The following is a 22,956-nucleotide window of genomic DNA, read 5'->3' as shown; positions in this document are numbered from 1 at the left end:
GGGAGGCTTGGACGCGCACGCCGGGCCTCGTGCACGACCTGTGCACCCCTGGACTTCGCACGGCACAATTCGCTCGGCACAAGAGGGGATCTCACCGATGGCAGGCGCTCGCCCCGGGACCACAGAAGTCCCGAAGACGTCCAGCACCCCGCACGGCACCGGTCAGGCCACCGACGCGGAGCAGGTGACGAGCGAGCTGCTCGAACTCGCCCTGGGCTACGTGTACTCGGCGGCCCTGCACACCGCCGCGCGCTTCGGCATCGCCGACCACCTGGCCGACGGCCCGCGCACCGCCGCCGAGCTCGCCGAGGCGACGGACGTCAACGGCCCGCACCTGTACCGGCTCCTGCGGTTCCTCGCCACCAAGCGCGTCTTCCGCGAGGACGAGGAGGGCCGCTTCCACCTCACCCCGCTCGCCGAGCCGCTGCGCACGCACACGGAGCGGTCGCTGCGCGACTACATCATGGTGCGCGGCGAGGCGCCCTTCTGGCAGTCGGCCGGCCACCTGCACGACGCCGTACGCACCGGCACCACCGCCTTCGAGGATCTCTACGGCACCCCCTTCTACGACTACGTCGCCACTGACCGGGATTTCGGCGCGGCCTTCAACTCCAGCATGGCGGCGTTCTCCGAGGCGCTGAGCAACGGCATCGCCGAGGCCTGCGACTTCTCCGCGGCGCGCAGCGTCGTCGACGTGGGCGGCGGGCGCGGAGGTCTGCTGCGCGCGGTCCTGCGGCGCAACCCGCATCTGACGGGCACCCTGTTCGACCTGGAGACCGTGGTGGCCGGGCACGTCCTCGACACCCCGGAACTGGCCGGACGCTGGAAGGCCGAGCCTGGTGACTTCTTCACCTCCGTGCCGGCCGGCGCCGACGTCTATCTCCTCAAGCACGTGCTGGCCAGCTGGCCGGACGAGCGGTGCGTGAGCATCCTGCGGTCCTGCCGCCGTGCCATGCCCGCGCACGGACGGCTGCTGGCCGTCAACGCCATGATCCCGGCCGGCAACGAGCCCCACCCGGGGAAGACCATCGACATGCTGATGATGACGGTCCTGAACGGCAGGGGCCGCACGCGAGCGGAGTACGAGGCGCTGCTCACGGCGGCCGGATTCTCGGTCACCCGCTTCCTGGAGCCCTCGCCGCACGCGTCCGTGGCCGAGGCGGTCGTAGCCGGCTGAGCACCACGGGAGAACGACGAAAAGGCCCCCGCCGTCCAGCCTTTCGGCCGGACGGCGCGGGCCTTTTCGCGTGGTCGCCGCTGTCAGGGCTGGAGCCGGCTGATCTCCCAGCCGATGTCGGTGCGGTCGTAGCGCAGCCGTTCGTGCAGCCGGTCGGTGCCGTTGGCCCAGAACTCCACGCAGGCGGGGGCCAGTCGGTAGGCCGCGTACGTCGGGGGGCGCGGCAGCGGTCGCTGCGGCTCGCCGAGTTCCAGGGCCGCGGCCCGCAGTTCGGCGAGGTGGTCGAGGCCGGCCACCGGCCGGCTCTGCCGCGATGCGGTGGTCATGGCGTGGGTGAAGACGGGGCGCGCGGACCACAGGGCCTCCGCATCGGCGTCGGGCAGCCGGTGCACGGGGCCGGCGAACGTGATCTGCCGGCTGGTCTCCCGCCAGTACAGGACGCCGGACGCCCAGGGATTCTGGGCCAGTTCGCGGCCCTTCTGGCTGTCTGCGTGGGTCGTGAAGACGATGCCGGCGCCCGTGACCGAGGAGACCACCACGGTGCGCGACGAGGTGCGGCCGCGGGCGTCGGCGGTGGCCAGGGCCAGGGCGCGCGGCTCCCGCACCCCCTGCGCGGCGCTGTCGTCCAGCCACGCGGCCAGCAGCTCCATCGGCCGGGCGGGCGGCGCGAGGAACTCGGGGAAGCCGGCCTCGACCGTGCCGGTGAGCGACTCGGATCGCGTGGACGTCAGGTCAGACATGGAGCACCCCTTCGATCGCTACGACCCCGTGGCCGAAGACCTCGACGGAGTCGACCCGGTCGCCCTCGCCGTGCACGAGCGCACCCATGGGTGAGGGCCGGCCGATCTCGACGCCCTGAGTGATCTCGATGCGCTGCCCGTAGGCACCGAGGCCGTGCCGGGCGAGATGAATGGCGATGGGCCCGGCGGCGGAACCGGTGGCGGCGTCCTCCACGACCCCGTATGCGGGCGAGAACATGCGGTTGCGCCAGGAACTCCCCTCTCCCGCATAGCAGTTGACCGCCATGTCGAGGAATCGGGACAGGGCGCGGTGGTCGGGGTCCAGCTTCGCCAGTGCCTCGGTGCTTTCGAGGCCGACGAGGACGTGCCGCGGGCCGTTGCGGTAGATGTCCACCGGGAGCGCCGACTCGCTGATGCCCAGCGCCTCGAGAAGTTCCTCGACGCGGTCGAAGGGCTCCCACACGGGCACCGGCTGGCGCATGCTCGCGGCGACGGCCTTCCCGTCCGCGCGTTCCAGCTCGAACGGGATCACGCCCATGGCGGTCTCGATCCGCAGCCGGTCGGCGTCGGTGCGCTGCCCCAGGGCGATGGCGGTGCCGAGCAACGGGTGGCCGGCGAAAGGGAGTTCGTTGACGGGGGTGAAGATCCGCACGTGCGCGTCGTCGCCGTGCTGCCGGGGGCTGAGCACGAACGTCGTCTCCGAGAGGTTCATCTCCCGTGCGATGTGCTGCATCTGCTCGGCGGTCAGGTCGTCGCTCCCGAAGAACACAGCCACCGGGTTGCCGGTCAGGGGCCGGCGCGCGAACGCGTCGACGACTACGTACGTGTGCATCACTTCTCCCACTCGTCGTAAGGGTGCGGGCGGCCTGTGCGGCCGCCGGCGACTGCTGAGCCGGATCAGGCCGCGCGAGGGACCCTCGCCTGTGTGAGCAGACCGGTCAGGGCCGTGCCGATGATGCGCGGCCCCCCTCTGGTGAGCACGGACTCGGCATGGAACTGCAGGGAGGCGAAGTCCGGTCCGCGCAGCGCGTGCACTTCCCCGGTGGCCGCGTCCCGGCTCACCCGGACCGGGCCCACGCCGTCCGCGACGAACTCGTCGTGGTCGCCGACCAGCGAGAAGGTGTTGTAGAAGCCGACCTGCTCGGCAGCGCCGAAGAGGTCGATCCGCTTCTGCACACCCTGGTTGGGCACCTCCCTGCGGCGCAGCGGCAGGCCGAGCCGGAGGCCGAGGACCTGATGGCTGAGGCACACGGCGAAGAACGGCCGGCGTTCGCGCAGCAATGTGCCGACCGCCGCGTGCAGGTGCCTCATCTTGGGATGCGCGGCCTCCTGCGGATCCCCGGGACCCGGCCCCATCACGACCAGGTCGTGGCCGTCGAAGGCGTACTCCTCGTCATGGCGTCGCACTGTCACGCGCAGCCCCAGGGAACGCAGCTGCTGGTCGATCATCGAGGTGAAGGTGTCCTCGGCGTCCACGACGAGCACACTGCGCCCGGCCAGTTGGCTCGGCGGCGGCGTACGTGTCCCGGTGCCGGAGAGCCAGAAGTCGGCGATGGGTTCGTTGCGCAGCCGCAGTGCCCTGCGCACGCTGGGATGGTCGGCGAAGCGCTCCTTGCCGCCGCCGTTCAGCGCGGCGACGAGCCCTGCCGCCTTGGCGCGGGTCTCCTCGGCCTCGGATGCGGGGTCGGAGTGCCGCACGATGGTGGCGCCCGCTCCGATGCCGATGCGCCCTTCCCGGCTGATGTCCGCGGTGCGGATGAGGATCGCGGAGTCCATGACGCGCTGTCCGTCGGCGTCCCGCCCGATCAGCGCGGCGGCGCCGCTGTAGTAGCCGCGGCCGCCCGGCTCGTACTGGTGGATGGTCCGGCAGGCGCTCTCCAGTGGGCTGCCGGTGACCGTGGGCGCGAACATCGTCTCGCGCAGGATGTCGCGCACGTCGCGGTCGGTGCGGCCCTCGATGAAGTACTCGGTGTGCGCGACCCTGGCCATTTCCTTGAGGTAGGGGCCCACGGCCCGGCCGCCCGCCGTACAGATCCGGGCCATCATCTTGAGTTCCTCGTCGAGCACCATGTACAGCTCGTCGGTCTCCTTCCGGTCGCCGAGGAACTCCAGCACCCCCGACAGCGTGGGGCCCGAGGGCGGGTAGCGGTAGGTGCCGCTGATGGGGTTCATCACTGCCGTGCCGCCCTGGAGGCTCACGTGCCGTTCGGGGGAGGCGCCGACCAGGGTCCGGGTGCCGGTGTGGATCAGGAACGTCCAGTGGACACCGGATTCGCGTTCGAGGAGCCGGCGGAACAGCGCGGGGGCGCTGCGTGGCCCGTAGTCCGTGATGTCGGCGACGAACGTGCGCTTGATGACGAAGTTCGCGCCCTCCCCTGTCCCGATCATCTCCTTGACCACGCGGCGCACCACGTCCTCGTATGCCTGGTCGTCGACGTCGAACTCGCCACCGGCCAGCGGGGTCGGCACATCGGGAAGGCGGGCCAGCGCCTCGCCCAACGGGAGGTGCTGCTGGCCGGTCACGGTCATCGCCACCAGGGGCGTCCCGTCGTCGGCACAGGCGAAGCCGCGCTCGGCCAGCTGCCGGTAGGGCAGGACGACCAGGACCTCATGGTGTGCGCCGGGGCCCTGGGCCGGGGGCAGCGGGATGTCGGCGAGCGTGGCGGGCAGGGTCACCGAGCCCGTCAGGACCTCCACGACGCCGGGCCCGGTGCCGGGCCTGTGCAGCAGGGCGAAGGCCTCCGGCTGCCCGTTCAGCGCCTGGTCGAGCAGGTCGCCTGCTGTCTCGTGCCCGGGGGGTGCGGGCTGACCGTACGTCACGCGAACACTCCCTTGACCGTGGTGACGAGGGCGCAGCGCTCGGCGGCGTAGTGGAGTGCCGAACGGTGATGGCTCTGAGAGAAGTCGGCCGTGGCGTCCGCGACGAAGAACGGCTGTATGTCGTTCGTGAAGGCCTCGACGGCGGTGGCGAGCACACCCACGTGGGCGTAGACGCCGCACAGGATGAGCTGGTCGCGGCCCTCGGCGCGCATCCGCTGGAGCAGGTCGGTCCGGAAGAACGCGCTGTAGCGCCACTTGGTGAGCAGCCAGTCGTCCTCGGCCGGCGCGAGGGCGTCGACCACTTGGCGGTCCTCGGGTTCGGGTCGCATGCCGGGGCCCCAGAAGTCCTTGAGCAGACCGCGTTGCTCGTCGGTCATGCCGCCCGGCTGTGCGGTGTAGGCGACCGGGACGTCAAGGGCGGCGCAGCGGTCGCGCAACAGAGCCGCGTTACTGACCAGTTGACGGCGCAGCGTGTCGGGGAACGGCTTGAGGAAGTACCGCTGCATGTCGTGTACGAGGAGGACCGACCGGTGGGGTTCGGCGGTCCACCGCACGACGGGTGGGGGCACGTCGCCCTCGGCGGGCAGCGGGTACGGGCTGATGGAGGGTATGCCGGTCATGGCTCCACTTCCTGGGTGGCTCAGGCGGTCCAGGACGAGACCACGGTTCTGGCCTGCCACCCGTTGAGGCGGGGGTCGCAGTGCGAGGTGTAGCGCTCGCCCACGAAGTCGAGGTCGGCCTGGGTGGTGGCGCATTCGGTGATGTCGTCGGGTGTGGTCTCCAGGTGCAGTCCCCCGGGGACGCCGCCGGCGCCGCGCACGGCCTCGACGAAGCGGGAGACCTCGAGCGAAACGGTCCGCACGAGCCGCGTCTTGTGGCCGCCCGGCGCCGTGACGGTATTGCCGTGCATGGGGTCGCTGAGCCAGATGACGGGATGGCCCGCGCCGCGTACGGCTTCGACGAGGCGCGGCAGCCGGTCGGTGACGGCGTCGGCTCCCATCCGCGCGATGAGGGTGAGCCGCCCGGGTTCGTGCCAGGGGTCGAGCCGCTCGCACAGCGCGAGCAGTTCGTCGGGCTCCGTGGCGGGACCGACCTTGCACGCCACCGGGTTGCTCACCTCGGCGAGCAGGGCGACGTGGGCGCCCTCGACCTGGCGGGTGCGTTCACCGATCCACGGCCAGTGGGCGGAGCCGAGGAACAGCCGCCCCGACTCGTCGGTGCGGAGCATGGGGATCTCGTAGTCGAGGAGAAGCGCCTCGTGGCTGGTCCACACCGGGTGGTCCCCCAGGGCGGGTTCGCGCCAGCCGAGATGTTCGACGATGTCGCCCGCGGCCATGTAACCGGTGAGGATGCGCAGGGGATCGGGCCGGCGCTGTTCGGGGTCCGGATCCGGGCCGTTGACCATGTGGCCCCGGAAGACGGGGAGTTCGACGCCGTCGATGACCTCCGTGGGCTTGGACCGGGGCTTGGCGAACTGGCCCCCGATGCGTCCCGCACGCACGACGGGCTTCTGGGTGATCAGGCCGAGTGTCTCGGCGAGCAGGCCGAGCAGTGCGGCCTTGCGTGCGACGTGCTCGCGTGTGCATTCCGCCGGGTCCTCGGCGCAGTCCCCGGACTGCAGCACCATGGCCCGGCCGAGCGCCACTTCACCCAGGAGCGTCCGCAGCGTGGAGACGTCGTGGGCGCGTACGAGTGGGGGGCGTGCGGCAAGTGCCTCGCCCACCGCGCGTACTTGGAGAAGGTCGCTCCAATCGGGCTGCTGCAATGCCCCGCGCGTACGAATCCCCCGCATGACGTCTTCCATGACGCTCCGATCCAGCGGTGACGGCCCTTGGCGTTGCCGCCGTTGCCGCCTCGTCGGCGAATACATGAGATGTGACAGGCAATTCCCTTGCCCCGCTTGACGCCGTCACCAATCTTGCGCCGCCCGGAAAGCGTCCGCAATAGATATCAAGGACCGCCCGACGAACACTCCAGGGGAATTCGACCGGGGCTCTTGCCGGACAATTTATTGACCGATTACGTCGGGGCTCGGCACCAGCCGGATGGTGTGGATACGGCCGTCGACGATGTCGAGTGCCATGGCGCTGTCGAGGATCTTTCCGTTCCGGTCGCGGAAGATCGCACCCGGCCGGCCCCGGACGCGGTGCTGCTCCACGGTGATGCCGATCTGCACGAGCGGTGGGATGGTCGCCGCAAGCAGTCGGGCCACGTTCTCGGCCCCGGCGACGCGCCGGGGCCAGGCCGGAACCCGGCCGCTGCCGTCACCGGCCGCGGGCAGGGTGGCGGCGAGCCTGCGGCACGCTGCCTCCGAACACCCCACGGCCGATGCGATGTCCGGGAGGCTGCAGGCGAAGACCTCCCGCAGTACACAGACCGCGCGCTCCAGGGGGGACAGCCGCTCGAGCGTCAACAAGGTGGCCGCAGACGACGATTCGGCCGACCGCAGGGCCTCGGCCGAGACACGGGCGACCTCCGCCGGCAGGTAGGCCCCGGCCGATGCCGGGGGCACCCCGGATGCCTCCCAGCGGGAGCGGGTTTCGCGAACCGCGTCGCGTGCCTGGCTCTCACTGCCCAGGATGCGGTGGGCGATCGCGAACAGCACAGGCCGCTGCTCCTCGAAGTCGTCGGCCCTCGTCACGCGGTCCTCCTCCGTGGGCGCCCTCAGCGGTGCACGCGCACAAGCTGCCGCTCCTGCTCCTCCCGCTCGGTGGCGTACACCGTGAGGAAGACCGCGAGTCCACGCATGCCGTCGGCGCCCAACCCGAGCCCGGTGAACGGGACATGCTGTCCGGTCCCGGCCGAGAGCGCGCCGTACGCCTTGAGAGCGGCGGCCGTCAACTCGCCACAGGCGCCGCGGATGTGGACCGGGGCCGTGCCCGTCATGGCGCGGGCCTCGTCCCAGGCCCGGGATGCGATCTCGGCCTTGTGCGCGTGCGGCTGCGGGGTCGGCATGGCGGCACTCCTCCACTGTCCGTGCTGTCCTCGACGGACTCGCTGGTGACGGGGGGGCTACGGCAGCGAGATCGGGGCCGCGCCTTGGAGCGTCTGGAACGGTATCCGTGCCTCGCAGAGCCGGACAACAGCGCGCCTTGAATAGACCTAGGATTTGCCTTTGACGGCGATCGAATGGGCTCTTTACGCCGCTAGATTCTCGCTCTCGCCGCTCGGGACGCTCATTGACACCCACGATCGCTCGTGGAACGCTCAAATTCCCTCATAGAAATGCATGAGGAGCGCCAAGTGGAGGTGCACGACATCGGGGTAACGGAACGCGCCACCGGAATCTGGTGACCAGAATCACCCGGTCGCAATCGCAACGACTTTCCGTTTTTCTCGCTCGCCTCATGAAGGAGCCCCAGTGGAGTCTCAGGCATGCCCCAGGAGCCATACTCAGGAAATGCGCACCGTCATCGGGTCGACCCTCTGTGCCCGTTGCACCAAGCAGCTTGAACGCAGCCTGCGGGCACTTCCCGGCCTCCACCAGGAATGTCTGCATCACATGTCGTCCTCGGCCAGGCGGACGAGCAACCCGACGAAGGTGTCCGGGAGCCGGCAGCGCGATCACCTGAACGTGTCCGCGCTCGACACACGGCACAACATCCTCGCCGTGCTGAGCTCCTGGTCGGAGATCATCGTGGAAGAGGTCGGAATCGACGCGCCGGACCGTTCGGTCTCGCACCTGGTCCGCTTCCTGACGGACAACCTTCAGTGGCTGACGGCTCAGCCCCTGGCCAAGGACTTCGCGGAAGAGACCGAGACGCTCCGTGCTGACCTGCTGCGCATCATCGACCCGGGCCACGGCAGCCACCGGGCGTTCGTCGCCGAGTGCGTCGTGGACTACTGCACGGGAAAGATCAGCGCCTCACCGCAGAATTACGCGAACTCGACGAAGAGCAGCATCACATGCTCCTCCGGACATTCATGGGAGATGCGTGAATGGCTCACACTGCGGCAACTGATGAACCGGAAACGCGAGGACGCCGCATGAACGCGCCGCCACGTCACCGGCTCATTCCGACGAATGTCGCGGCCCTCGCGGCGGGCGTGTCCGAAGCCACCATCCGAAAGTGGGTGAGCCGGGGGAAGCTGACTCGCTACGGCACCCCCGGCCGCTCGGAGTTCGACATCGAGGAGCTCACGGCGATCGCCCTGCGGGGCGGCCGGCGCTGACCTCCCCGCTACGAGTGCCTCGGCGGCAGCGACCGGGACAGCGCCCGCTTCGCCAGCGGACCCGCGGCCCCGGTGTACGCCTCGGGCGCGAACAGGTCGGTGAGCCGGGCCTCCGCGAGGACGGCCGAAGCCCGGTCGTCCTGCCTCAGTACGTCGGCCAGACACTCGCCGGTGCGCGCCGACCGCACGGACGCTTCGTTCAGCAACTCCCGCGCCTGCGCCTTGCCCAGCAGTGGGGCCAGTACGGCGGCGATCCTCTCGGAGACGATCTGCCCCCCGGTGATCTCGGTATTGGCACGCATGCGTTCGGTGTCCACCGACAGCTGCGAAGTGAGCTCCACCGCCTGGTGCGCCGCGCCGCCGGCCAGCCGCAGGAGGGCGCGCAGCGACTCCCACTCCGCGTGCCAGGCACCGGCGGACCGCTCGTCCTCGCTCAGCATGCAGCCCAGCACGGTCGCCGCGAGCTGCGGAGTCTGCAGAGCGGCGGATCTGATGGCCGTGGCGAGGACCGGGTTGCGCTTGTGCGGCATCGCCGAGGACGCACCACGGCCCGCGGGCGCCGGCTCGTGCACCTCCCCGACCTCGGTCCGGGTCAGTGACAGCACGTCGACCGCGATCTTGCCCAGGGCGCCACAGGTGAACGCGGCGGCCGTGGCCACATCCACCACAGGGGTACGCAGGACATGCCACGGCAGCAGCGGGGCGGACAGCCCCAGTTCCGCCGCGAACGACTCCGTGAGGTCCTCGACGTAGGCGGCGGGTTCGGCGCCCCGCGCGTGTTCGAGGTATCCGGCCAAGGTCCCGGCTGCTCCGCCGAGTTGGACGGGCAGCCCATCGGCCCTGATCCGGTCGAGCTTCTCCACGGCGTCCAGGACGAGGTGGCGCCAGCCCGCGGCCTTGCAGCCGAAGGTCGTGGGCACCGCGTGGAGGGCCAGGGTGCGGCCCGCCATCAGGGTGTCCCGGTGTGTACCGACGAGGGCGGCCAGTGCTTCCTCGACGCGTTCGAGATCGGCGCGGATCAGTCGCAGGGCCCGCTCGGCCACCAGTACGGTCGCCGTGTCGAGGATGTCCTGGCTGGTCGACCCGCGGTGCACGTACACGGCCGCGTCCGGGTCGTGCGTCGCGACCAGGGCGGTGAACTCTCGTACCAGTGCCACGACGGGGTTGGCGGACTGGCGCGCCTGTGCGGCCAGGGCCGGCAGATCGAGACGGTCGGCCTGCGCCAACTCCGTGATCACATGTGCGGCCGCTTCGGGCACCGTGCCGAGCCGGGCCTGCGCCCGGCTCAGCGCCGCCTCCGCGTCCAGCATGGCCTGGAGCCACGCCCTGTCGGACACCGCGGCCACGATGGGCGCATCCGCCCAGACCGGCGAGAGCAGACCGGAGTCCAGCTGCGCCGCAGCCGCGCCGGCCGCGCCCGCGGCGAGGTAGGTGTCACTTGGCATGAATGAGTCCCCGTCCTGTGTGAACGTCCTGTCCGTGTGCGCTACCGCGGGCAAGTGCCGCGCGGGCGATGGCGTCGGCGTCCGTGAGCGTCACCGAGTTGACCCCGGGCCGGATGCCCGCGGCCGTCACCCAGTGCACCGACTCCGTGGGCACCCCGAAGGCGAAGCGGCGCGGATGCGGATGCCCCGCCGCGTCGATCAGGCGGAACGGCCGCTCGGTGACGGCCATGCCGTCGGCTTCGTACATCTGTCCGGACCGCTTGCGGATGCGGTAGGTGGTGCACTGTCCGGTGTCCCGCAGATGGCGCAGGAGCGTGTCGTCCGTGCGGGTCAGCGTGATCACGGGCAGGCGCGCTTCCACGAGCGCGTCCACCCGGACCGCCGAATCGGGCACGAGCGGTGAACTGACGGTGTATCCGGTGCGGTCGGCCTGAACCCGCATGCCCGGCCCGACGATCCGCAGGACGTCGGACTCGATCAGCGCGATCATCTCCTCGACGCGCCGGGCCGGCGGGCCGATCGACAGGTGCGCGTTGAGCGGGGTGTACCAGCCGTCCAGGTGGGCGCGGTACGAATCACCGTGCAGACCACCGTGGTCGACCGCGAGACGGATCTCGTTGCGCAGGTCCCGCAGCACGTCGAGTGCCGCCTTGAGCGGGCCGCTGACGTTCCCGGACCTGGCTTCGGTGACATCTTGGCGCAAGTGGTCGAGGAGCCAGCCGGTGAAGTCCCGCGGTCCTGCGAACTCCCGGTTCAGGTAAGGACGGGCGAGCAGCTCCCAGTCCCAGCGGTCCTTGTCACCGATGCCGTAGGCCTCGAGGACGGCGTCGGTCCGCCGCTCCGCCCCGCGGGCTTCGAGGTAGTCGGCCTTCAACCGCTGTGCCTGGTGGGTGTCTCCACGCGACCTGAGCAGCGTCGCGTAGTAGACGGCCTCGACCTCCCTGGAGATCAGCGGCCACAGATCGTCCTTGAAGTCCAGACCGGAGCGGCCCCCGGCCCTGCGCAACCGCGCGACGTGCTCGGCGGTGAGCAGGAGCGGCTCGTGACGGCCGTGAGCACCCTTCTCGTTCTCGCCCCTGGCCTGATAGGGGACGCCGCGCCGCGACCCCGCGTAGAGCCGGGGCTCCTGACCGGACGAGTGGTAGACGAGCCGTCCGCCGATCCGGGTGAAGGAGCCGCCGCGGCCGACGGTGAGCTGGGCCATGTAGTCGAAGAAGTTCAGCCCGAGTCCGCGCAGCAGCACCTTCATGCCCGGCGCGAGGACGTCCAGGTCGACGTCCGCCGGGTTGGCCGGCGGGAGGTGGGTGAGATTCCACTGCGCGGCCCGGGCGGCGAACTCCCGCTCGGCGGCGTCGGGTCCTGCCGGCAGATGCCCCTGACAGAGGATGACGGCGTCGAGACCGGTCAGCCGGGCTCCGTCACTCAGCACCACGGTCTGGCGCGTCCCGTCCCCGGCCTCCGGATCGTCGTCCAGGGCTACGGCGCGGGAACGGTGCACGGTGACCGTGAGGTTCGTGGGTGCGCAGTCGACGATGCGCTGAAAGGCCCACCGCAGGTACCAGCCGTAGAACGAGCGCGTCGGGTAGGTGTCGGGACCCAGCTCGCGGGCTTCTTGCAGTACGTGCGCCGGGTGGTCGCCGCCCAGCTCGCCCGACACGAGCGTCACGGCCCACTCGTGCAGGCTCGGTCCCGGCTCCAGCGGGCCCCTCATGTCCACGGTGGCGTCGGTGAACACGGATATCTGTCCGGCCACGGTGTTCATGAGCAGGTGACGGGACTGGTCGGTCCGCCACACCTTGCCGGGCCCCGGCGGGTAGGGGTCGACCACGTGGACGTGGACGGTGCCGTCCTGGGGCTCCGAACGGGCGTTGGCGCACAGTCGCTCGAGCACGGAGAGTCCGCGCGGTCCGACACCTATGACGCACACCGTGTGATGTCTCGCTGTCATGACTAACCGTTTCTGCCGATATCGGGCACGGGGACGAAGGCCCTGCTCCGCACGGAGACGCACGGAGACGCACGGAGACGTCAGGCGCGCCGGGGCCTACCGCCCTTTCACCACTCGACCAGTGCGAATCCCGCCGCCATGCCGCCGCCGAAGCCGGCCAGGAGGATGAGGTCGCCCGGGCGGAAGGCGCCCGCGCGGGCGGCCCCGTCCAAGGTGATCGGGATGGATGCGGCGCCCGTGTTGCCGTAGCGCGCCAGAGTCCGGTGCATGGTGGCCTTGGGCAGGGCGAGCTCCGCGAAGACCGTGTCGAGCAGGACGCCGTTGGCCTGGTGCGGGACGAAGTGGCTGATGTCGTCGGGGACGACACCGGCGTCGTGCAGGAACTGCTTGGTCAGGTACGGCAGCCGGTCCTCGACGAAGCGCCGCACCCCCCGCCCGTCCATCGCGAAGTACTGCAACCCCGCGTCGAGGGCGGCCTGGTCGCAGGGCAGCCGGCTGCCGCCGGCGGGCACCTGGATCAGATCCGTCAGTTCGCCGAACGTGTGCAGCGTGAGGTGCCGGATGCGCGCGCCCCGGCCGCCCGGGCCAAGGACCATCGCACCGGCACCGTCGCCGAACAGCACGACCGTCCTGCGGTCGGCGGGGTTCAGGATGCGCGAGTAGAGGTCGGCGCCGATGACCAGCGCGTGGCCGCCGTGCCTCGCGAGCACGCCCTCGGCCGCGGAGAGCGCGAACACCTCACCGGAGCAGACGGCGTTGACATCGAAGGCCGCCGCTCCCGTCGCACCGAGGTTGTGCTGCACGTAGGCCGCGGTGGGCGGCTGCGGCCGGTCGGGGGTGGAGGTGGCGACCACGATGACCGACAACTGGTCGGCGCTGATGCCGGCCGACTCCAGCGCGGCACGCCCGGCTGCCGTGGCCAGATCCGATGTGGCCTGGTCGCGGGCGGCCCAGCGCCGTTCGCGGATGTCGGTCTTGCGGACGATCCAGGCGTCGTCGACTCCTGCTGCCGCACTGACTTCGTCGTTGGAGACGATTCGGTCCGGCACATAGGCCCCTGTACCGAGAATCCCGATGTCGGTCATGCGCCTGTCCTCTTTTCAGGGGGACTTGAGTGGGCTGGAACCTCTGGAATCTCGCTCAGTGCCGTTCGTAGATGCGCTTGTGGCCGCGCAGCGCCGCCAGCCGGAACGTCCCGCTGGTCTGCTCCTGGGTGGGGTGGTCACCGCCGTCGGCCGGGAACGACCGCTGGTGCAGCCAGCGGTAGGCGGCGTAGTCGAGGGGCCGGCGCCGGTCGATCGCCTCACGGTGTGCCTCGGTCCGCAGGTGCTGCCGGTATCCGGGGACGACGCTCCCGGCGAAGAACTCGGCGACGCTGCCGGATCCGTAGCTGAGGAAGCCGATGGACTTGCCGGTCAGGTCGTCCGCCTGGTCGAGCAGCGCGGCGAGGCCGAGGTAGACCGATGCGGTGTAGCTGTTGCCGATGACCGCGTTGTAGGCCGTGGTCTGTCCGATGGCGCGCTTGATCTCGGCGTCATCCGTGTCGTATCCGCAGGTGTTCAGGAGGTGGCGGTGCGCCTTGTAGGCCATCTTCGTGAAGGGCTGGTGGTAGCAGAACGCGCTGAACTCCTCGAGCGCGTGACCGCCCCGCTCCGTGTAGTCCTTCCACGTGCCCTCCACCGCCTGGAGGTACGCGGTGATGGACTCCTGCCCGTCGACCAGGGCGGCTTCCCGGTAGTTGGGCCGCCAGAAGTCCATGACGTCGGCGGTGAACAGGCCCGACGGTCCCTCGATGCGCACCAGAGCGGGGTCCGGACCCACCAGCATGGCCACCGCCGCCGCGCCCTGGGTCGCCTCGCCCGGGCTGTCGAGCTCGTACTTGGAGATGTCGCTCGCGATCACGAGCACCCGCTGCGTGGGGTCGCGGTGCACGAGTCCGATGGCGAACTGCAGGGCTGCCGTCGCTCCGTAGCAGGCCTGTTTGAGTTCGACGACCCTGGTGGCCGTCGGCAGCCCGAGCAGTGAATGGACGTACACACCGGCCGACTTGGCCTGGTCGATGGACGACTCCGTCGCGAACACGACGGTGCGTATCTCGTCGGTGCCGTGGCGGGCGATGATGGGCGCGGCGGCGGCCGCGCCCAGGGTCACGATGTCCTCGTCCTCGGCGGCCACGCTCATCGACCGCTGGCCGATGCCCACATGGTATTTGCCGACCTCGGTGCCGTTGTGTTCGGCGAGCGCCGTGTGCGGCAGGACGAACTCGGATGTCGCGAACGACAGATCGTGGATTCCTATGGCGGCGTCACTGGCCATGTCCTGCACCGACCTTCATCTTGTTGTCGCGTTCCAGTTGGACGTGTGCGCGCATGAGTTCACCCGGGTTCGTCTGCGCCGCCAGGAGCGAGAGTTCGCCGCACAGCACGGTCGCCGCCGCGATGACCGCGAGGCGGCGCGCGTTCTCCCCGGGGACGCGGTCGGCCTTGCAGCCGAGCCGGGTCAGGTTGGTCTCCACGAATCCGAGACCCTTGCCGTTCCCCACGGTGCCCACGATCAGGTTCGGCAGCGTGCAGGAGAAATAGAGGTCGCCGTCGCGGTCCTCGGCCATGGTGACGCCCTGGGATCCTTCGACGATGTTGGCCGCGTCCTGGCCCGTGGCCAGATAGAAGCCGAGCAGCATGTTCGCGAAGTGGGCGTTCGCCGAGCGGATACCACCGGCGAGCAGGGTGCCGAGCAGGTTCTTGCGTATGTTCAGCTCGACCACCTTCGCGGCCGACGTGTGCAGCACTGCCTCGACCACGTCGCGCGGCACGAGGAGCTCCGTGACCACGTTCTTGCCGCGTCCGAGGATGCCGTTGACCGCGGTCGCCTTCTTGTCCGTGCAGTAGTTTCCCGAGATCGATCCGTAGGAGATTCCCGGTACGGTCTGCAGCAGGTGCTTCAGGAGCGCGTCGGAGGCGAGTGTCGCCATGTTGTGCCCGGACGCGTCGCCGGTGGAGAACTCGAACCGGATGAACAGCAGGTTGGCCGTGATCTCGTGCCGGATGCCGATCAGTTCGGCGAATCTGCTGCAGGTGCGCACGACGTCGCGCAGCTCCTCGATCCGCGCCTCGATGGTCCGCGCGGCGGTGTACGCCGTCTGCGCGTCCACCGCTTCGACGAGCACCGACCGGGTCATCCGTTCGTCGACGAGGGTGGCGACGATGCCGTTCTCGGCCAGCATGGAGACCTTCGCCCCGCGACCGACGGAGGGCCACAGCGGCGTCTCGTAGGTGGCGAGCGGGACGTGGGTCTCGGTGGTGGCGACGTTCCCCGAAATGCGCAGGGGCCCCACCCACTTCATCGGGACCCCTGCTGTCGCGTGTGCGTCAGTCATCGTGTACTTCCCATCAGTTCGTCGGGGGCCCCGACAGAGCGGGAACGCCGGGCGAGCGACCTCGTGTCGATGCCTCGGTCGATGCAGAAGGTGCGGAGGTCTCCGTGGACCGTCAGATCGCAGCGCGTCAGATCGGCGGGGGTAGGCGCGCCGAGCATCGTCTGCAGCGCGGCCAGTTGGTCGAGCCAGGTCGTGATCTGCGCGATCAGCGCCGTCACGCCGTCGTCCAGGAGCGTGCGGAGGAATCCCCCGGACACGCCGACTCCGCTGGCGCCGAGCGCCAGTGCGCGCACGACGTCCAGGGGGTTACGGACGCCGCCGGACGCGAGTACGGGGATGCCGGCGTCCCGCGTGTCCAGGAGGCTGGCGGGTGTGGAGAGTCCCCAGCCGTGGAGGTGCGCGTAGTCGGCGAACTCCCGCCGGCCGTTCTCGATGCGGGCGAAGTCCGTACCGCCCCTGCCGCCGAGGTCCGCCACCCGTACGCCCAGGTCCCGCAGTGTCAGGACGGTCTCACGGCTCAGTCCGAAGCCGACCTCTTTGACGATCACGGGGACGTCGACGGCCGCCGCGATCTTCTCGATCTGCGGGACCCAGGACGAGAACGACCGGTCGCCCTCCGGCATCACCGTTTCCTGCACCGTGTTGATGTGGATCTGCAGGGCGTCGGCCCGCAGCAGGTCGACGGCCCGCTGTGCCTTCTCGACCGAGGCCGTCGCGTTGACGTTCGCCAGGACGAACCCGTCCGGGTTCTGCGTGCGCAGCACGCTGAACGTGCCGGCGCACGAGGGGTCCTTGAAGTACGCGCTCATGGATCCCGACGCGAGGGGCACGCCGGTCTCACGGGCGGCGATGGCCAGGTCCCGGTTGATGATCCCGGTCTTCGTGCTGCCGCCGGTCATCGCGTTGATGTAGAGGGGCACCTGCCAGGAGATGCCGGCGAAGGCCGTGGACAGCGAGACGTCCGGCCGGTCGATGCCCGCCAGGGCGTGGTGGACGAACGACACCTCGTCGAACTGGTTGCTTCCGCTGTGCGCACGCTGCTGCTCGGCAGCGAGGCGGACGTGGTCATCCTTGCGTTGGCCGATCATTCCTCGTTCCTTTCCATCGCGGGACGGATCGGCAGGGGCCGCACCCCGGCCTCGGTCCACCGTTCGCGCAGGCGAGCGGTGTCCGACGACGCCTCGGTGTCCAGCAGGGCGATGCCGCAGTCACCGCCGCCGGCTCCCGAGGGTTTGGCGGCGCCGCCCTCGGCCTCGGCGACGTCGCACAGCGCCGTCAGCTCGGTGGTGAAGATGCCGAGGCCGACTTCGTCGTCGAGGCGCGCCAACTCCTGCCGGGCGCGCCGGATCCGATGCAGCAGGTCGTGGCGGTCACCGCGCCGGAGCGCGGCGATCGCGGTGTCCACGCAGTCGGTGGTGGTCTCCAGGAACCTCTGGTGGGACGTGCTGCCCCGCCAGGCCCTGCGCCGGTCCAGGCCGGACACGAGGGACGTGGTGGAAGCCGGTTTTCCGGTCCAGCCGACCTCCAGTGAGAGCCCCTGGGGCGGTGGCAGCCGGCGTACGGCGAAACCGGGCCAGGGCGCGCGCAGCGTCTCCTCCACTCCCCGGCGCCGGGCGAGGTCGAGGACGGCGGCCCGGTCGGGCGAGCGGTACTCGATCCAGCCGCCCCACGTGCTCGCGGCGAGATCACCGCAGGAGGCTCTGGCGTCGATGCCCGCCGTCGCGAGCACGGCCAGGCGGAACCGGTCCTCGGCTGTCAGCGCGAGGCCGCAGAAGGACGCCACGGCTTCGACGGTCGCCACGGTCACCGCGCCGCTCGAACCGAGCCCGAACTTCGTACCGCCCTCGTGCAGAGCGCTGCTGACCGAGATGCTCAACGCGGGTACGGACAAGCCGCGTTCGGTCAGCAGGCGTCCCACTGTCTCGGTCGCGGACACCACATGGGACCTGGCACCGTGCGGGCTCCATCCGTCGCCCGCGCCGTGCCTGCCGAGCCGGCCCTCCCGCCACTGAAAGTGCGTCCGGTACGGGCCGAGGTCGGAGGAGATGACGACGTCACCGTCACCGTCACCGTTTCCGGATCCGGAGACGGTGACGGTGACGTACCGGTCGACGGCGACCAGGATCGCCGGGGTGCCGGGCTCGACCACCGCGTACTCGCCCGCGACGAACAACTTGCCCGGCGCGTGCCGGACGACGCTCGGCGGGCGGGTCATGGGCCGTCCTCGTGCAGCAGGCGGGCCGCGGGCCCCGGCCCGGCGATGAGAACCGTGCCGTCGGGGACCGCGCCGCGCACGGCCTCGGCCACCCGCCCTGCGTCCTGCCGATGGCAGAGCACCTTGACGTTGGGTCCGGCGTCCATGGTCGCGTAGGCCGGTGTCCCCTCCCGTCTGAGCTGCTGCACCCTGTCGAGCACGGTGAGCGTGGCCGGGGCGAAGTAGCGCACCGCCGGACGCGCCGCGAGCATGGTGGCGTGCATTCCAAGGGCGTTGCGTTCCGCGATCTCTCCCACCGCGTCGAGATCGACCCGGTGCAGCGCGGCGCGCATCTCGTTCAGGTCGTCCTTGCTGGACACGGCCCACGCCTCGTACAGCGGCGACGTGTCCACGGTCCGCCGCATGGCCTCGCGGCTGGACACGGACTTGGGGCCCGCGTTGACGACGGCGATGACCAGCGCGGGGTCGATGTCTCCCACGGGCACCGGCTCGGCATAGGAGCCCAGGTCCGCTTCCGCGGCCGTGGCGGTGGCGCTGCCCGCGTGCCACAGGGCGAAGCCACCGAAGACCGACCGCGAGGCGGACCCGGATCCGCGCCGGGCAAGACGCGACAGCGCGGTGGCGTCGAGGTCGAGTCCGTACGCGGCCGAGGCGGCGACGGCCAGAGCGGCGAACCCGCTCGCGGACGACGCGAGGCCCGCCCCGGTGGGGACGGTGTTCTCCGTGTCCACGACGGCGCGTTGGAGCGATCCCGCCCGCTCACGAACCAGCTCGAGGAACGCGATGACGCGCCGTTGCGCCTCTCCTCGTAGGGGTACTCCGTCGAGCGTCACCGCGTCGTGCTGCGCCTCGGGAGCGAGCTGGACGCGGGTGGTCGTCGGGAAGATGTCCAGGGTCAGCGAGAGACTGTCGGTCCGTGGAATCACGAGCCGCTCGTCGTGTTTGCCCCAGTACTTGATCAGCGCGATGTTCGGGTGCGCGACGGCAGTGGCACTCGCGGCGGTGCCCCGCTCCTGGGAGCGGACCGAAGTGACCCTGTGTTCAGAGCGCATGGTGGCCAGACCCTCTCAGCGGTACGACCCATGTCTGCACGGCGCCGGCCTCGTGCAGCCGCCGGGTGACCTCCCTCGCCTGTTCCATCTGGGTCAGCGCGATCACGCAGCCCCCCAGGCCGCCTCCGGTGATCTTGGCTCCGAGGCTGCCCGCACCGAGCGCGGCCTCGACCAGGGCGTCGATCCGGGCGGTGCTGAGGCCGGCCGCGCGCAGGAGTTCGTGGTTGTCCGTGAGGCACCTGCCGAGCTTCTTCGGCGTGCCGTCGGCGAGGGCTCCTCTGGCCTCCTCGACCAGGTCCGAGGCCCCGCGCACGAACTTCTCCCGCGCTCCGGCATGCCGCTGGAATCCCTCACGCAGCAGCTCGACCGCGTCCTTGGTCCTGCCCACGTCGCCGCTGTCGGCGATGATGAACAATCCGTCGCAGCCGATGGGCAGTTCCTGCACTTCCCCGGCCTGGAACAGCAGGGGGGCGGACGCGCCGACGGCCCGGGCGTCGACGCCGCTCGCCCGGCCGTGCGCGACGCGCTCGGCGGTCTGCACCAGGTCGAACGTCGTGCTCTCCGACACCTCACGGCCGAAGAGATCGGCGAGAGCGAGAACGATGGCGCGGGCGCATGCCGCACTCGACCCGAGGCCCCGGCCCGGCGGAATCGCACAGTCGACGATCACGTCGAGATTCGGTGTTTCGGGCGCTCCTACGAAGGCCTTGAACTCGGCGGCCAGTCGGCCCAGGCTGCCGGAGGCCTCCGTCATCATCGGTCGCGATGCGGAACCGGTCATCGTGAAGAGGACGTCGTACTGGTCGTCGGCGGGGGCCGGGGACCAGCCGGCGCTTGCCATGACCCTCAGTTGCGGAACCGGCAGCGCGAGCGCCGGAGCGCCGTACACCACCGCGTGTTCCCCGAGCAGAATGGCCTTGGCGTGGGCGCTGCCGGTGCCGATGGAACGCACCCAGTAGTTCTCTGATACCCCCTCCGCCGAAGTCGGTAGAGTCAACGCGCTCAGCTCCCTTGTCGCTTCTGCATGGGGATCGCAGATCCGGAGTTCTGGAGGTCGTGGGGGCCGCCGGCGCGGCTCAGACGGCTTTGCCGGTCGGCACGTACTCCGTGGTTCGCGGCACGCTCTGCGCCGCCCTTTCCGGCTCACCCTGCTCGGGCGGCTTCCTGCTGCGGCTCCAGCGGCGCATCACCGGCCGTTCCACCAGGCTGTAGAGCAGCCAGGCGGCCAGCAGGTTCGCGGCGAACAGCGCGATCAGCAGCCCGAGGGCCGTGGCGGTGCCGAAGGTACGGCCCTCCAGCAACTCCGGCCTGCCGTAGAAGATCACCAGGACCTGGACGAGATAGAAGGCGAAGGAGACGTTGCCCAGCCACACCATGGTCCGGCCGGCGAGCCAGCCGCTCCCGCCCCGCAGATCGGACGAGGCCGCGGCGCAGATGATCATGCCGATCGGAACGATGGTGGCGAGGCTGAAGCTGTACGGGGCCGGGGCGGCGATGGCCGCGTAGTACCCCCCGGCGAAGACGACCGCCGAGGGCAGCATTCCGATGCGCGGCCACAGGCCCGCGACGACGATGCGGGCCAGGATCATGCCCAGGACGAACTCGAACAGCCGCGGCGGGGGGAACGCGTAGCTGAACCACTGCTGGTTCACCGTCAGTTCGAGCCCCGGCAGTGTGGCGTCGCCGGGGATGAACCGCGTCACCAGCGTCACGCTCGCCACACCGGCGACCATGCCGCCGGCGTACAGCCACAGCCTGCGCTCCGCGATCCGTCGCACCAGAACGATGAACAGAGGGAAGAGCGCGTAGAAGAGCAGCTCCGAACAGAGCGACCAGGAGGGGAAGTTGACGCTCTGCACGGTGTCGACCTTGTTGCTGAAGGTGTGCACCAGGAACAGGTTCGGCAGCCAGGCGTGCAGCGGGGTGGCGGAGGCGAAGAGCCACATGGCCAGCGCCCAGGTCACGATGTGGTTGGGATAGACCTTCAGCGCACGGCGCCGCCAGAAACTCGTGACCCGCTCGCCGGGTTTCGAGGACCATGCAAGGACGAAGCCGCTGAGCACGAAGAAGAAGGACACGCCGATGTTTCCGGCGGAATCGAAGAAGTCGGCCAGCGGTTTCGCGACGTCCTGGTCGGCGAAGAAGGTGAAGGGCGCGGTCGGCTGCAGCGGGTTGAAGAGCATGGTGCTGTGTGCAAGGAACACGAGCAGGGCCGCGAGGAACCTGATGCCGGTCAGTGAGGGAAGCGTGGCCGGGCGCTGCGGTGCACCGTTGATGTCGGCCACGGGTGTGTGTTCTGCCATGTGCGCACTGCCTTTCGGTCAGAGATGCGGCCTGCTGGGAGTGCGCGCTGAACTCGCGAGGGGGCACGCGACATGGCCGAGGCCGACGAGGCCGATCGATGGCTCGATGACGCGGCGGAGTCGAACTCCGGCTCGCGCGAGGGGAGTTGCCGGGCGACGTCACCGTGCGGTGCTCGCACAGTGGGCCCGGCGGTCTGATCAGAAGTGCCCGTGCTCCGGCTCGTCGCGAGAAGGCTTTGCGGGAATTCAGCGGCGCCGGGGCGGACTTGGTCCGTCGGCATGCACGCGGAGCACTTTTCGGGCAGGGGTGATGTAGGGGAATAGTGACACGGGTGCCTTCTCACGCATAGAGCCACTTGAGGTGATGCAGGTCACTCAAAGCGGCGGCTTCGTCGAGGCCCGCATCGGGCGGGAAAAGCGGTGCGCGGCCGGGGGAGGACCACGCACCGCCGGCTGTGGCGCCGGGAAGGACCGGCAGCACTTCCTGCTCCCTCAGACCGCCTTCGCCGCCCTGCGCAGGGCGTCGGCACGGTCGGTGGACTCCCAGGTGAACTCCGGGAGCTCACGGCCGAAATGACCATAGGCAGCCGTCGCGGAATAGATCGGCCGCAGCAGATCCAGATCACGGATGATCGCGGCCGGACGCAGGTCGAAGACCTTGCCGATGGCCGCCTCGATCCTCTCGACCGCGACGGTGGCCGTCCCGAACGTCTCCACGAACAGGCCCACCGGCTCGGCCTTGCCGATCGCGTACGCGACCTGCACCTCACACCGGTCGGCCAGACCCGCCGCGACCACGTTCTTGGCCACCCAGCGCATCGCGTACGCCGCCGAACGGTCCACCTTGGAGGGATCCTTGCCGGAGAAGGCACCCCCGCCGTGGCGGGCCATGCCCCCGTACGTATCAATAATGATCTTGCGGCCGGTCAGGCCCGCGTCACCCATCGGACCACCGACCTCGAAGCGGCCCGTCGGATTCACCAGCAGACGGTAGCCCTCCGTCTCCAGCTGGATACCGTCCTGCGCCAGCTCCGCCAGCACATGCTCGACGACATGCACCCGGACGTCGGGCGTGAGCAGCGAGTCCAGGTCGATGTCGCTCGCATGCTGCGAGGACACCACCACCGTGTCCAGACGGACCGGCCGGCTGCCCGAGTACTCGATGGTGACCTGCGTCTTGCCGTCAGGACGCAGATACGGCACGGTGCCGTCCTTGCGGACCTCCGTCAGACGACGCGCGAGACGGTGGGACAACTCGATCGGCAGCGGCATCAGCGTCGGCGTCTCGTTCGTCGCGTACCCGAACATCAGACCCTGATCACCGGCGCCCTGCCGGTCCAGCTCATCCCCGACACCCTCGACCCGGGACTCGTACGCCGTGTCGACGCCCTGCGCGATGTCCGGGGACTGCGCACCGATCGACACCGAAACGCCGCAGGAGGCGCCGTCGAATCCCTTGACCGACGAGTCGTAGCCGATCTCGAGGATCTTCTCCCGCACCAGCGCGGCGATGTCGGCGTACGCGGAGGTCGTGACCTCACCCGCGATGTGCACCTGGCCAGTGGTGATCAGCGTCTCCACCGCGACGCGCGACGCCGGGTCCTGACGCAACAGCGCGTCGAGGATCACATCACTGATCTGATCGGCGATCTTGTCGGGATGCCCCTCGGTCACCGACTCCGAGGTGAACAGACGACGGGACATGGT

At 70.1% G+C, this 22,956-nt stretch carries 21 protein-coding genes; 3 read left to right on the top strand and 18 right to left on the bottom strand.

Annotated elements, in window-relative coordinates; genetic code table 11:
• Positions 1 to 97 precede the first annotated feature (97 nt).
• Positions 98 to 1,177, top strand: coding sequence for a methyltransferase (locus tag E5671_RS01980; protein WP_160502100.1), 1,080 nt, complete (start codon positions 98 to 100; stop codon positions 1,175 to 1,177).
• 83 nt (positions 1,178 to 1,260) lie between these two features.
• On the opposite strand, the gene phzG is transcribed toward E5671_RS01980, so the two are convergent.
• The 7 genes from phzG to E5671_RS01945 form a co-directional block, all read right to left on the bottom strand.
• A complete protein-coding gene (gene phzG, locus E5671_RS01975) occupies positions 1,261 to 1,917 on the bottom strand; it encodes a phenazine biosynthesis FMN-dependent oxidase PhzG (protein ID WP_160502099.1) in 657 nt (218 codons plus the stop codon).
• Positions 1,910 to 2,749 (bottom strand): PhzF family phenazine biosynthesis protein, encoded by an 840-nt coding sequence (locus E5671_RS01970; RefSeq protein ID WP_160502098.1) that lies wholly within the window; start codon positions 2,747 to 2,749, stop codon positions 1,910 to 1,912. The genes phzG and E5671_RS01970 overlap by 8 nt, the downstream gene beginning before the upstream one ends.
• Before the next feature lie 65 nt (positions 2,750 to 2,814).
• The gene (locus E5671_RS01965; RefSeq protein ID WP_160502097.1) at positions 2,815 to 4,737 is read right to left on the bottom strand and encodes a chorismate-binding protein; all 1,923 of its coding nucleotides are present in this window, start codon (positions 4,735 to 4,737) and stop codon (positions 2,815 to 2,817) included.
• Positions 4,734 to 5,357 (bottom strand): isochorismatase family protein, encoded by a 624-nt coding sequence (locus E5671_RS01960; protein WP_160502096.1) that lies wholly within the window; start codon positions 5,355 to 5,357, stop codon positions 4,734 to 4,736. Before E5671_RS01960 ends, E5671_RS01965 begins: the two co-directional genes overlap by 4 nt.
• A 20-nt stretch (positions 5,358 to 5,377) precedes the next feature.
• A complete protein-coding gene (locus E5671_RS01955; RefSeq protein ID WP_160502095.1) occupies positions 5,378 to 6,541 on the bottom strand; it encodes a 3-deoxy-7-phosphoheptulonate synthase in 1,164 nt (387 codons plus the stop codon).
• A gap of 204 nt (positions 6,542 to 6,745) precedes the next feature.
• Positions 6,746 to 7,378, bottom strand: a complete 633-nt coding sequence (locus tag E5671_RS01950) for a sigma factor-like helix-turn-helix DNA-binding protein (protein ID WP_160502094.1) — start codon at positions 7,376 to 7,378, stop codon at positions 6,746 to 6,748.
• A 23-nt stretch (positions 7,379 to 7,401) separates the two neighbouring features.
• Positions 7,402 to 7,692 (bottom strand): hypothetical protein, encoded by a 291-nt coding sequence (locus tag E5671_RS01945; RefSeq protein ID WP_160502093.1) that lies wholly within the window; start codon positions 7,690 to 7,692, stop codon positions 7,402 to 7,404.
• Positions 7,693 to 8,137: 445 nt separating this feature from the next.
• Here E5671_RS01945 and E5671_RS01940 point away from each other — a divergent pair, with 445 nt between their 5' ends.
• Together E5671_RS01940 and E5671_RS01935 are read left to right on the top strand one after the other, a co-directional pair.
• Complete coding sequence (locus tag E5671_RS01940) at positions 8,138 to 8,728, top strand: hypothetical protein (RefSeq protein ID WP_202120932.1); 591 nt, start codon at positions 8,138 to 8,140, stop codon at positions 8,726 to 8,728.
• Complete coding sequence (locus E5671_RS01935) at positions 8,725 to 8,910, top strand: hypothetical protein (protein ID WP_160502091.1); 186 nt, start codon at positions 8,725 to 8,727, stop codon at positions 8,908 to 8,910. Before E5671_RS01940 ends, E5671_RS01935 begins: the two co-directional genes overlap by 4 nt.
• 8 nt (positions 8,911 to 8,918) lie before the next feature.
• Here the strand turns inward: E5671_RS01935 and pcaB are convergent, their stop codons facing one another.
• From pcaB to metK, 11 genes are all read right to left on the bottom strand, one after another.
• Complete coding sequence (gene pcaB / locus E5671_RS01930) at positions 8,919 to 10,355, bottom strand: 3-carboxy-cis,cis-muconate cycloisomerase (RefSeq protein WP_160502090.1); 1,437 nt, start codon at positions 10,353 to 10,355, stop codon at positions 8,919 to 8,921.
• Positions 10,345 to 12,303, bottom strand: a complete 1,959-nt coding sequence (locus E5671_RS01925) for an FAD/NAD(P)-binding protein (protein ID WP_160502089.1) — start codon at positions 12,301 to 12,303, stop codon at positions 10,345 to 10,347. The genes pcaB and E5671_RS01925 overlap by 11 nt, the downstream gene beginning before the upstream one ends.
• A gap of 107 nt (positions 12,304 to 12,410) precedes the next feature.
• Positions 12,411 to 13,388 (bottom strand): 3-oxoacyl-ACP synthase III family protein, encoded by a 978-nt coding sequence (locus tag E5671_RS01920; RefSeq protein WP_160502088.1) that lies wholly within the window; start codon positions 13,386 to 13,388, stop codon positions 12,411 to 12,413.
• A gap of 55 nt (positions 13,389 to 13,443) precedes the next feature.
• A complete protein-coding gene (locus tag E5671_RS01915) occupies positions 13,444 to 14,619 on the bottom strand; it encodes a hydroxymethylglutaryl-CoA synthase (RefSeq protein ID WP_160502087.1) in 1,176 nt (391 codons plus the stop codon).
• On the bottom strand, positions 14,609 to 15,679 hold the full coding sequence (locus E5671_RS01910) for a hydroxymethylglutaryl-CoA reductase (RefSeq protein WP_160502086.1): 1,071 nt from the start codon (positions 15,677 to 15,679) through the stop codon (positions 14,609 to 14,611). Before E5671_RS01910 ends, E5671_RS01915 begins: the two co-directional genes overlap by 11 nt.
• Positions 15,676 to 16,767, bottom strand: a complete 1,092-nt coding sequence (gene fni / locus E5671_RS01905; protein ID WP_160502085.1) for a type 2 isopentenyl-diphosphate Delta-isomerase — start codon at positions 16,765 to 16,767, stop codon at positions 15,676 to 15,678. Before fni ends, E5671_RS01910 begins: the two co-directional genes overlap by 4 nt.
• Entirely contained in the window at positions 16,764 to 17,894 is a 1,131-nt protein-coding gene (locus E5671_RS01900; protein ID WP_160502084.1) for a phosphomevalonate kinase, read from the bottom strand. The genes fni and E5671_RS01900 overlap by 4 nt, the downstream gene beginning before the upstream one ends.
• A complete protein-coding gene (gene mvaD, locus E5671_RS01895) occupies positions 17,891 to 18,946 on the bottom strand; it encodes a diphosphomevalonate decarboxylase (protein WP_160502083.1) in 1,056 nt (351 codons plus the stop codon). The genes E5671_RS01900 and mvaD overlap by 4 nt, the downstream gene beginning before the upstream one ends.
• On the bottom strand, positions 18,936 to 19,943 hold the full coding sequence (gene mvk, locus E5671_RS01890; RefSeq protein ID WP_160502082.1) for a mevalonate kinase: 1,008 nt from the start codon (positions 19,941 to 19,943) through the stop codon (positions 18,936 to 18,938). Before mvk ends, mvaD begins: the two co-directional genes overlap by 11 nt.
• Before the next feature lie 79 nt (positions 19,944 to 20,022).
• On the bottom strand, positions 20,023 to 21,249 hold the full coding sequence (locus tag E5671_RS01885; protein ID WP_160502081.1) for an acyltransferase family protein: 1,227 nt from the start codon (positions 21,247 to 21,249) through the stop codon (positions 20,023 to 20,025).
• 492 nt (positions 21,250 to 21,741) lie between these two features.
• The gene (metK, locus tag E5671_RS01880) at positions 21,742 to 22,953 is read right to left on the bottom strand and encodes a methionine adenosyltransferase (RefSeq protein WP_160502080.1); all 1,212 of its coding nucleotides are present in this window, start codon (positions 22,951 to 22,953) and stop codon (positions 21,742 to 21,744) included.
• Positions 22,954 to 22,956 lie beyond the last annotated feature (3 nt).

This window comes from Streptomyces sp. BA2 (genome assembly GCF_009769735.1).
Classification (GTDB): Bacteria; Actinomycetota; Actinomycetes; order Streptomycetales; family Streptomycetaceae; genus Streptomyces.
The sequence above is the reverse complement of the archived record's forward strand: the minus strand, read 5'-3'. Positions and strand labels throughout refer to the sequence as shown.

What these genes read in the sequence shown, in the direction of transcription:
- phzG (WP_160502099.1), bottom strand. Translation starts at nt 1,917, where the DNA reads ATGTCTGACCTGACGTCCACGCGATCCGAGTCGCTCACCGGCACGGTC.
- E5671_RS01920 (WP_160502088.1), bottom strand. Translation starts at nt 13,388, where the DNA reads ATGACCGACATCGGGATTCTCGGTACAGGGGCCTATGTGCCGGACCGA.
- E5671_RS01980 (WP_160502100.1), top strand. Translation starts at nt 98, where the DNA reads ATGGCAGGCGCTCGCCCCGGGACCACAGAAGTCCCGAAGACGTCCAGC.
- mvaD (WP_160502083.1), bottom strand. Translation starts at nt 18,946, where the DNA reads ATGCGCTCTGAACACAGGGTCACTTCGGTCCGCTCCCAGGAGCGGGGC.
- metK (WP_160502080.1), bottom strand. Translation starts at nt 22,953, where the DNA reads ATGTCCCGTCGTCTGTTCACCTCGGAGTCGGTGACCGAGGGGCATCCC.
- E5671_RS01955 (WP_160502095.1), bottom strand. Translation starts at nt 6,541, where the DNA reads ATGGAAGACGTCATGCGGGGGATTCGTACGCGCGGGGCATTGCAGCAG.
- E5671_RS01945 (WP_160502093.1), bottom strand. Translation starts at nt 7,692, where the DNA reads ATGCCGACCCCGCAGCCGCACGCGCACAAGGCCGAGATCGCATCCCGG.
- E5671_RS01925 (WP_160502089.1), bottom strand. Translation starts at nt 12,303, where the DNA reads ATGACAGCGAGACATCACACGGTGTGCGTCATAGGTGTCGGACCGCGC.
- E5671_RS01970 (WP_160502098.1), bottom strand. Translation starts at nt 2,749, where the DNA reads ATGCACACGTACGTAGTCGTCGACGCGTTCGCGCGCCGGCCCCTGACC.
- E5671_RS01960 (WP_160502096.1), bottom strand. Translation starts at nt 5,357, where the DNA reads ATGACCGGCATACCCTCCATCAGCCCGTACCCGCTGCCCGCCGAGGGC.
- E5671_RS01900 (WP_160502084.1), bottom strand. Translation starts at nt 17,894, where the DNA reads ATGACCCGCCCGCCGAGCGTCGTCCGGCACGCGCCGGGCAAGTTGTTC.
- pcaB (WP_160502090.1), bottom strand. Translation starts at nt 10,355, where the DNA reads ATGCCAAGTGACACCTACCTCGCCGCGGGCGCGGCCGGCGCGGCTGCG.
- E5671_RS01910 (WP_160502086.1), bottom strand. Translation starts at nt 15,679, where the DNA reads ATGACTGACGCACACGCGACAGCAGGGGTCCCGATGAAGTGGGTGGGG.
- E5671_RS01940 (WP_202120932.1), top strand. Translation starts at nt 8,138, where the DNA reads ATGCGCACCGTCATCGGGTCGACCCTCTGTGCCCGTTGCACCAAGCAG.
- fni (WP_160502085.1), bottom strand. Translation starts at nt 16,767, where the DNA reads ATGATCGGCCAACGCAAGGATGACCACGTCCGCCTCGCTGCCGAGCAG.
- E5671_RS01935 (WP_160502091.1), top strand. Translation starts at nt 8,725, where the DNA reads ATGAACGCGCCGCCACGTCACCGGCTCATTCCGACGAATGTCGCGGCC.
- E5671_RS01915 (WP_160502087.1), bottom strand. Translation starts at nt 14,619, where the DNA reads ATGGCCAGTGACGCCGCCATAGGAATCCACGATCTGTCGTTCGCGACA.
- E5671_RS01885 (WP_160502081.1), bottom strand. Translation starts at nt 21,249, where the DNA reads ATGGCAGAACACACACCCGTGGCCGACATCAACGGTGCACCGCAGCGC.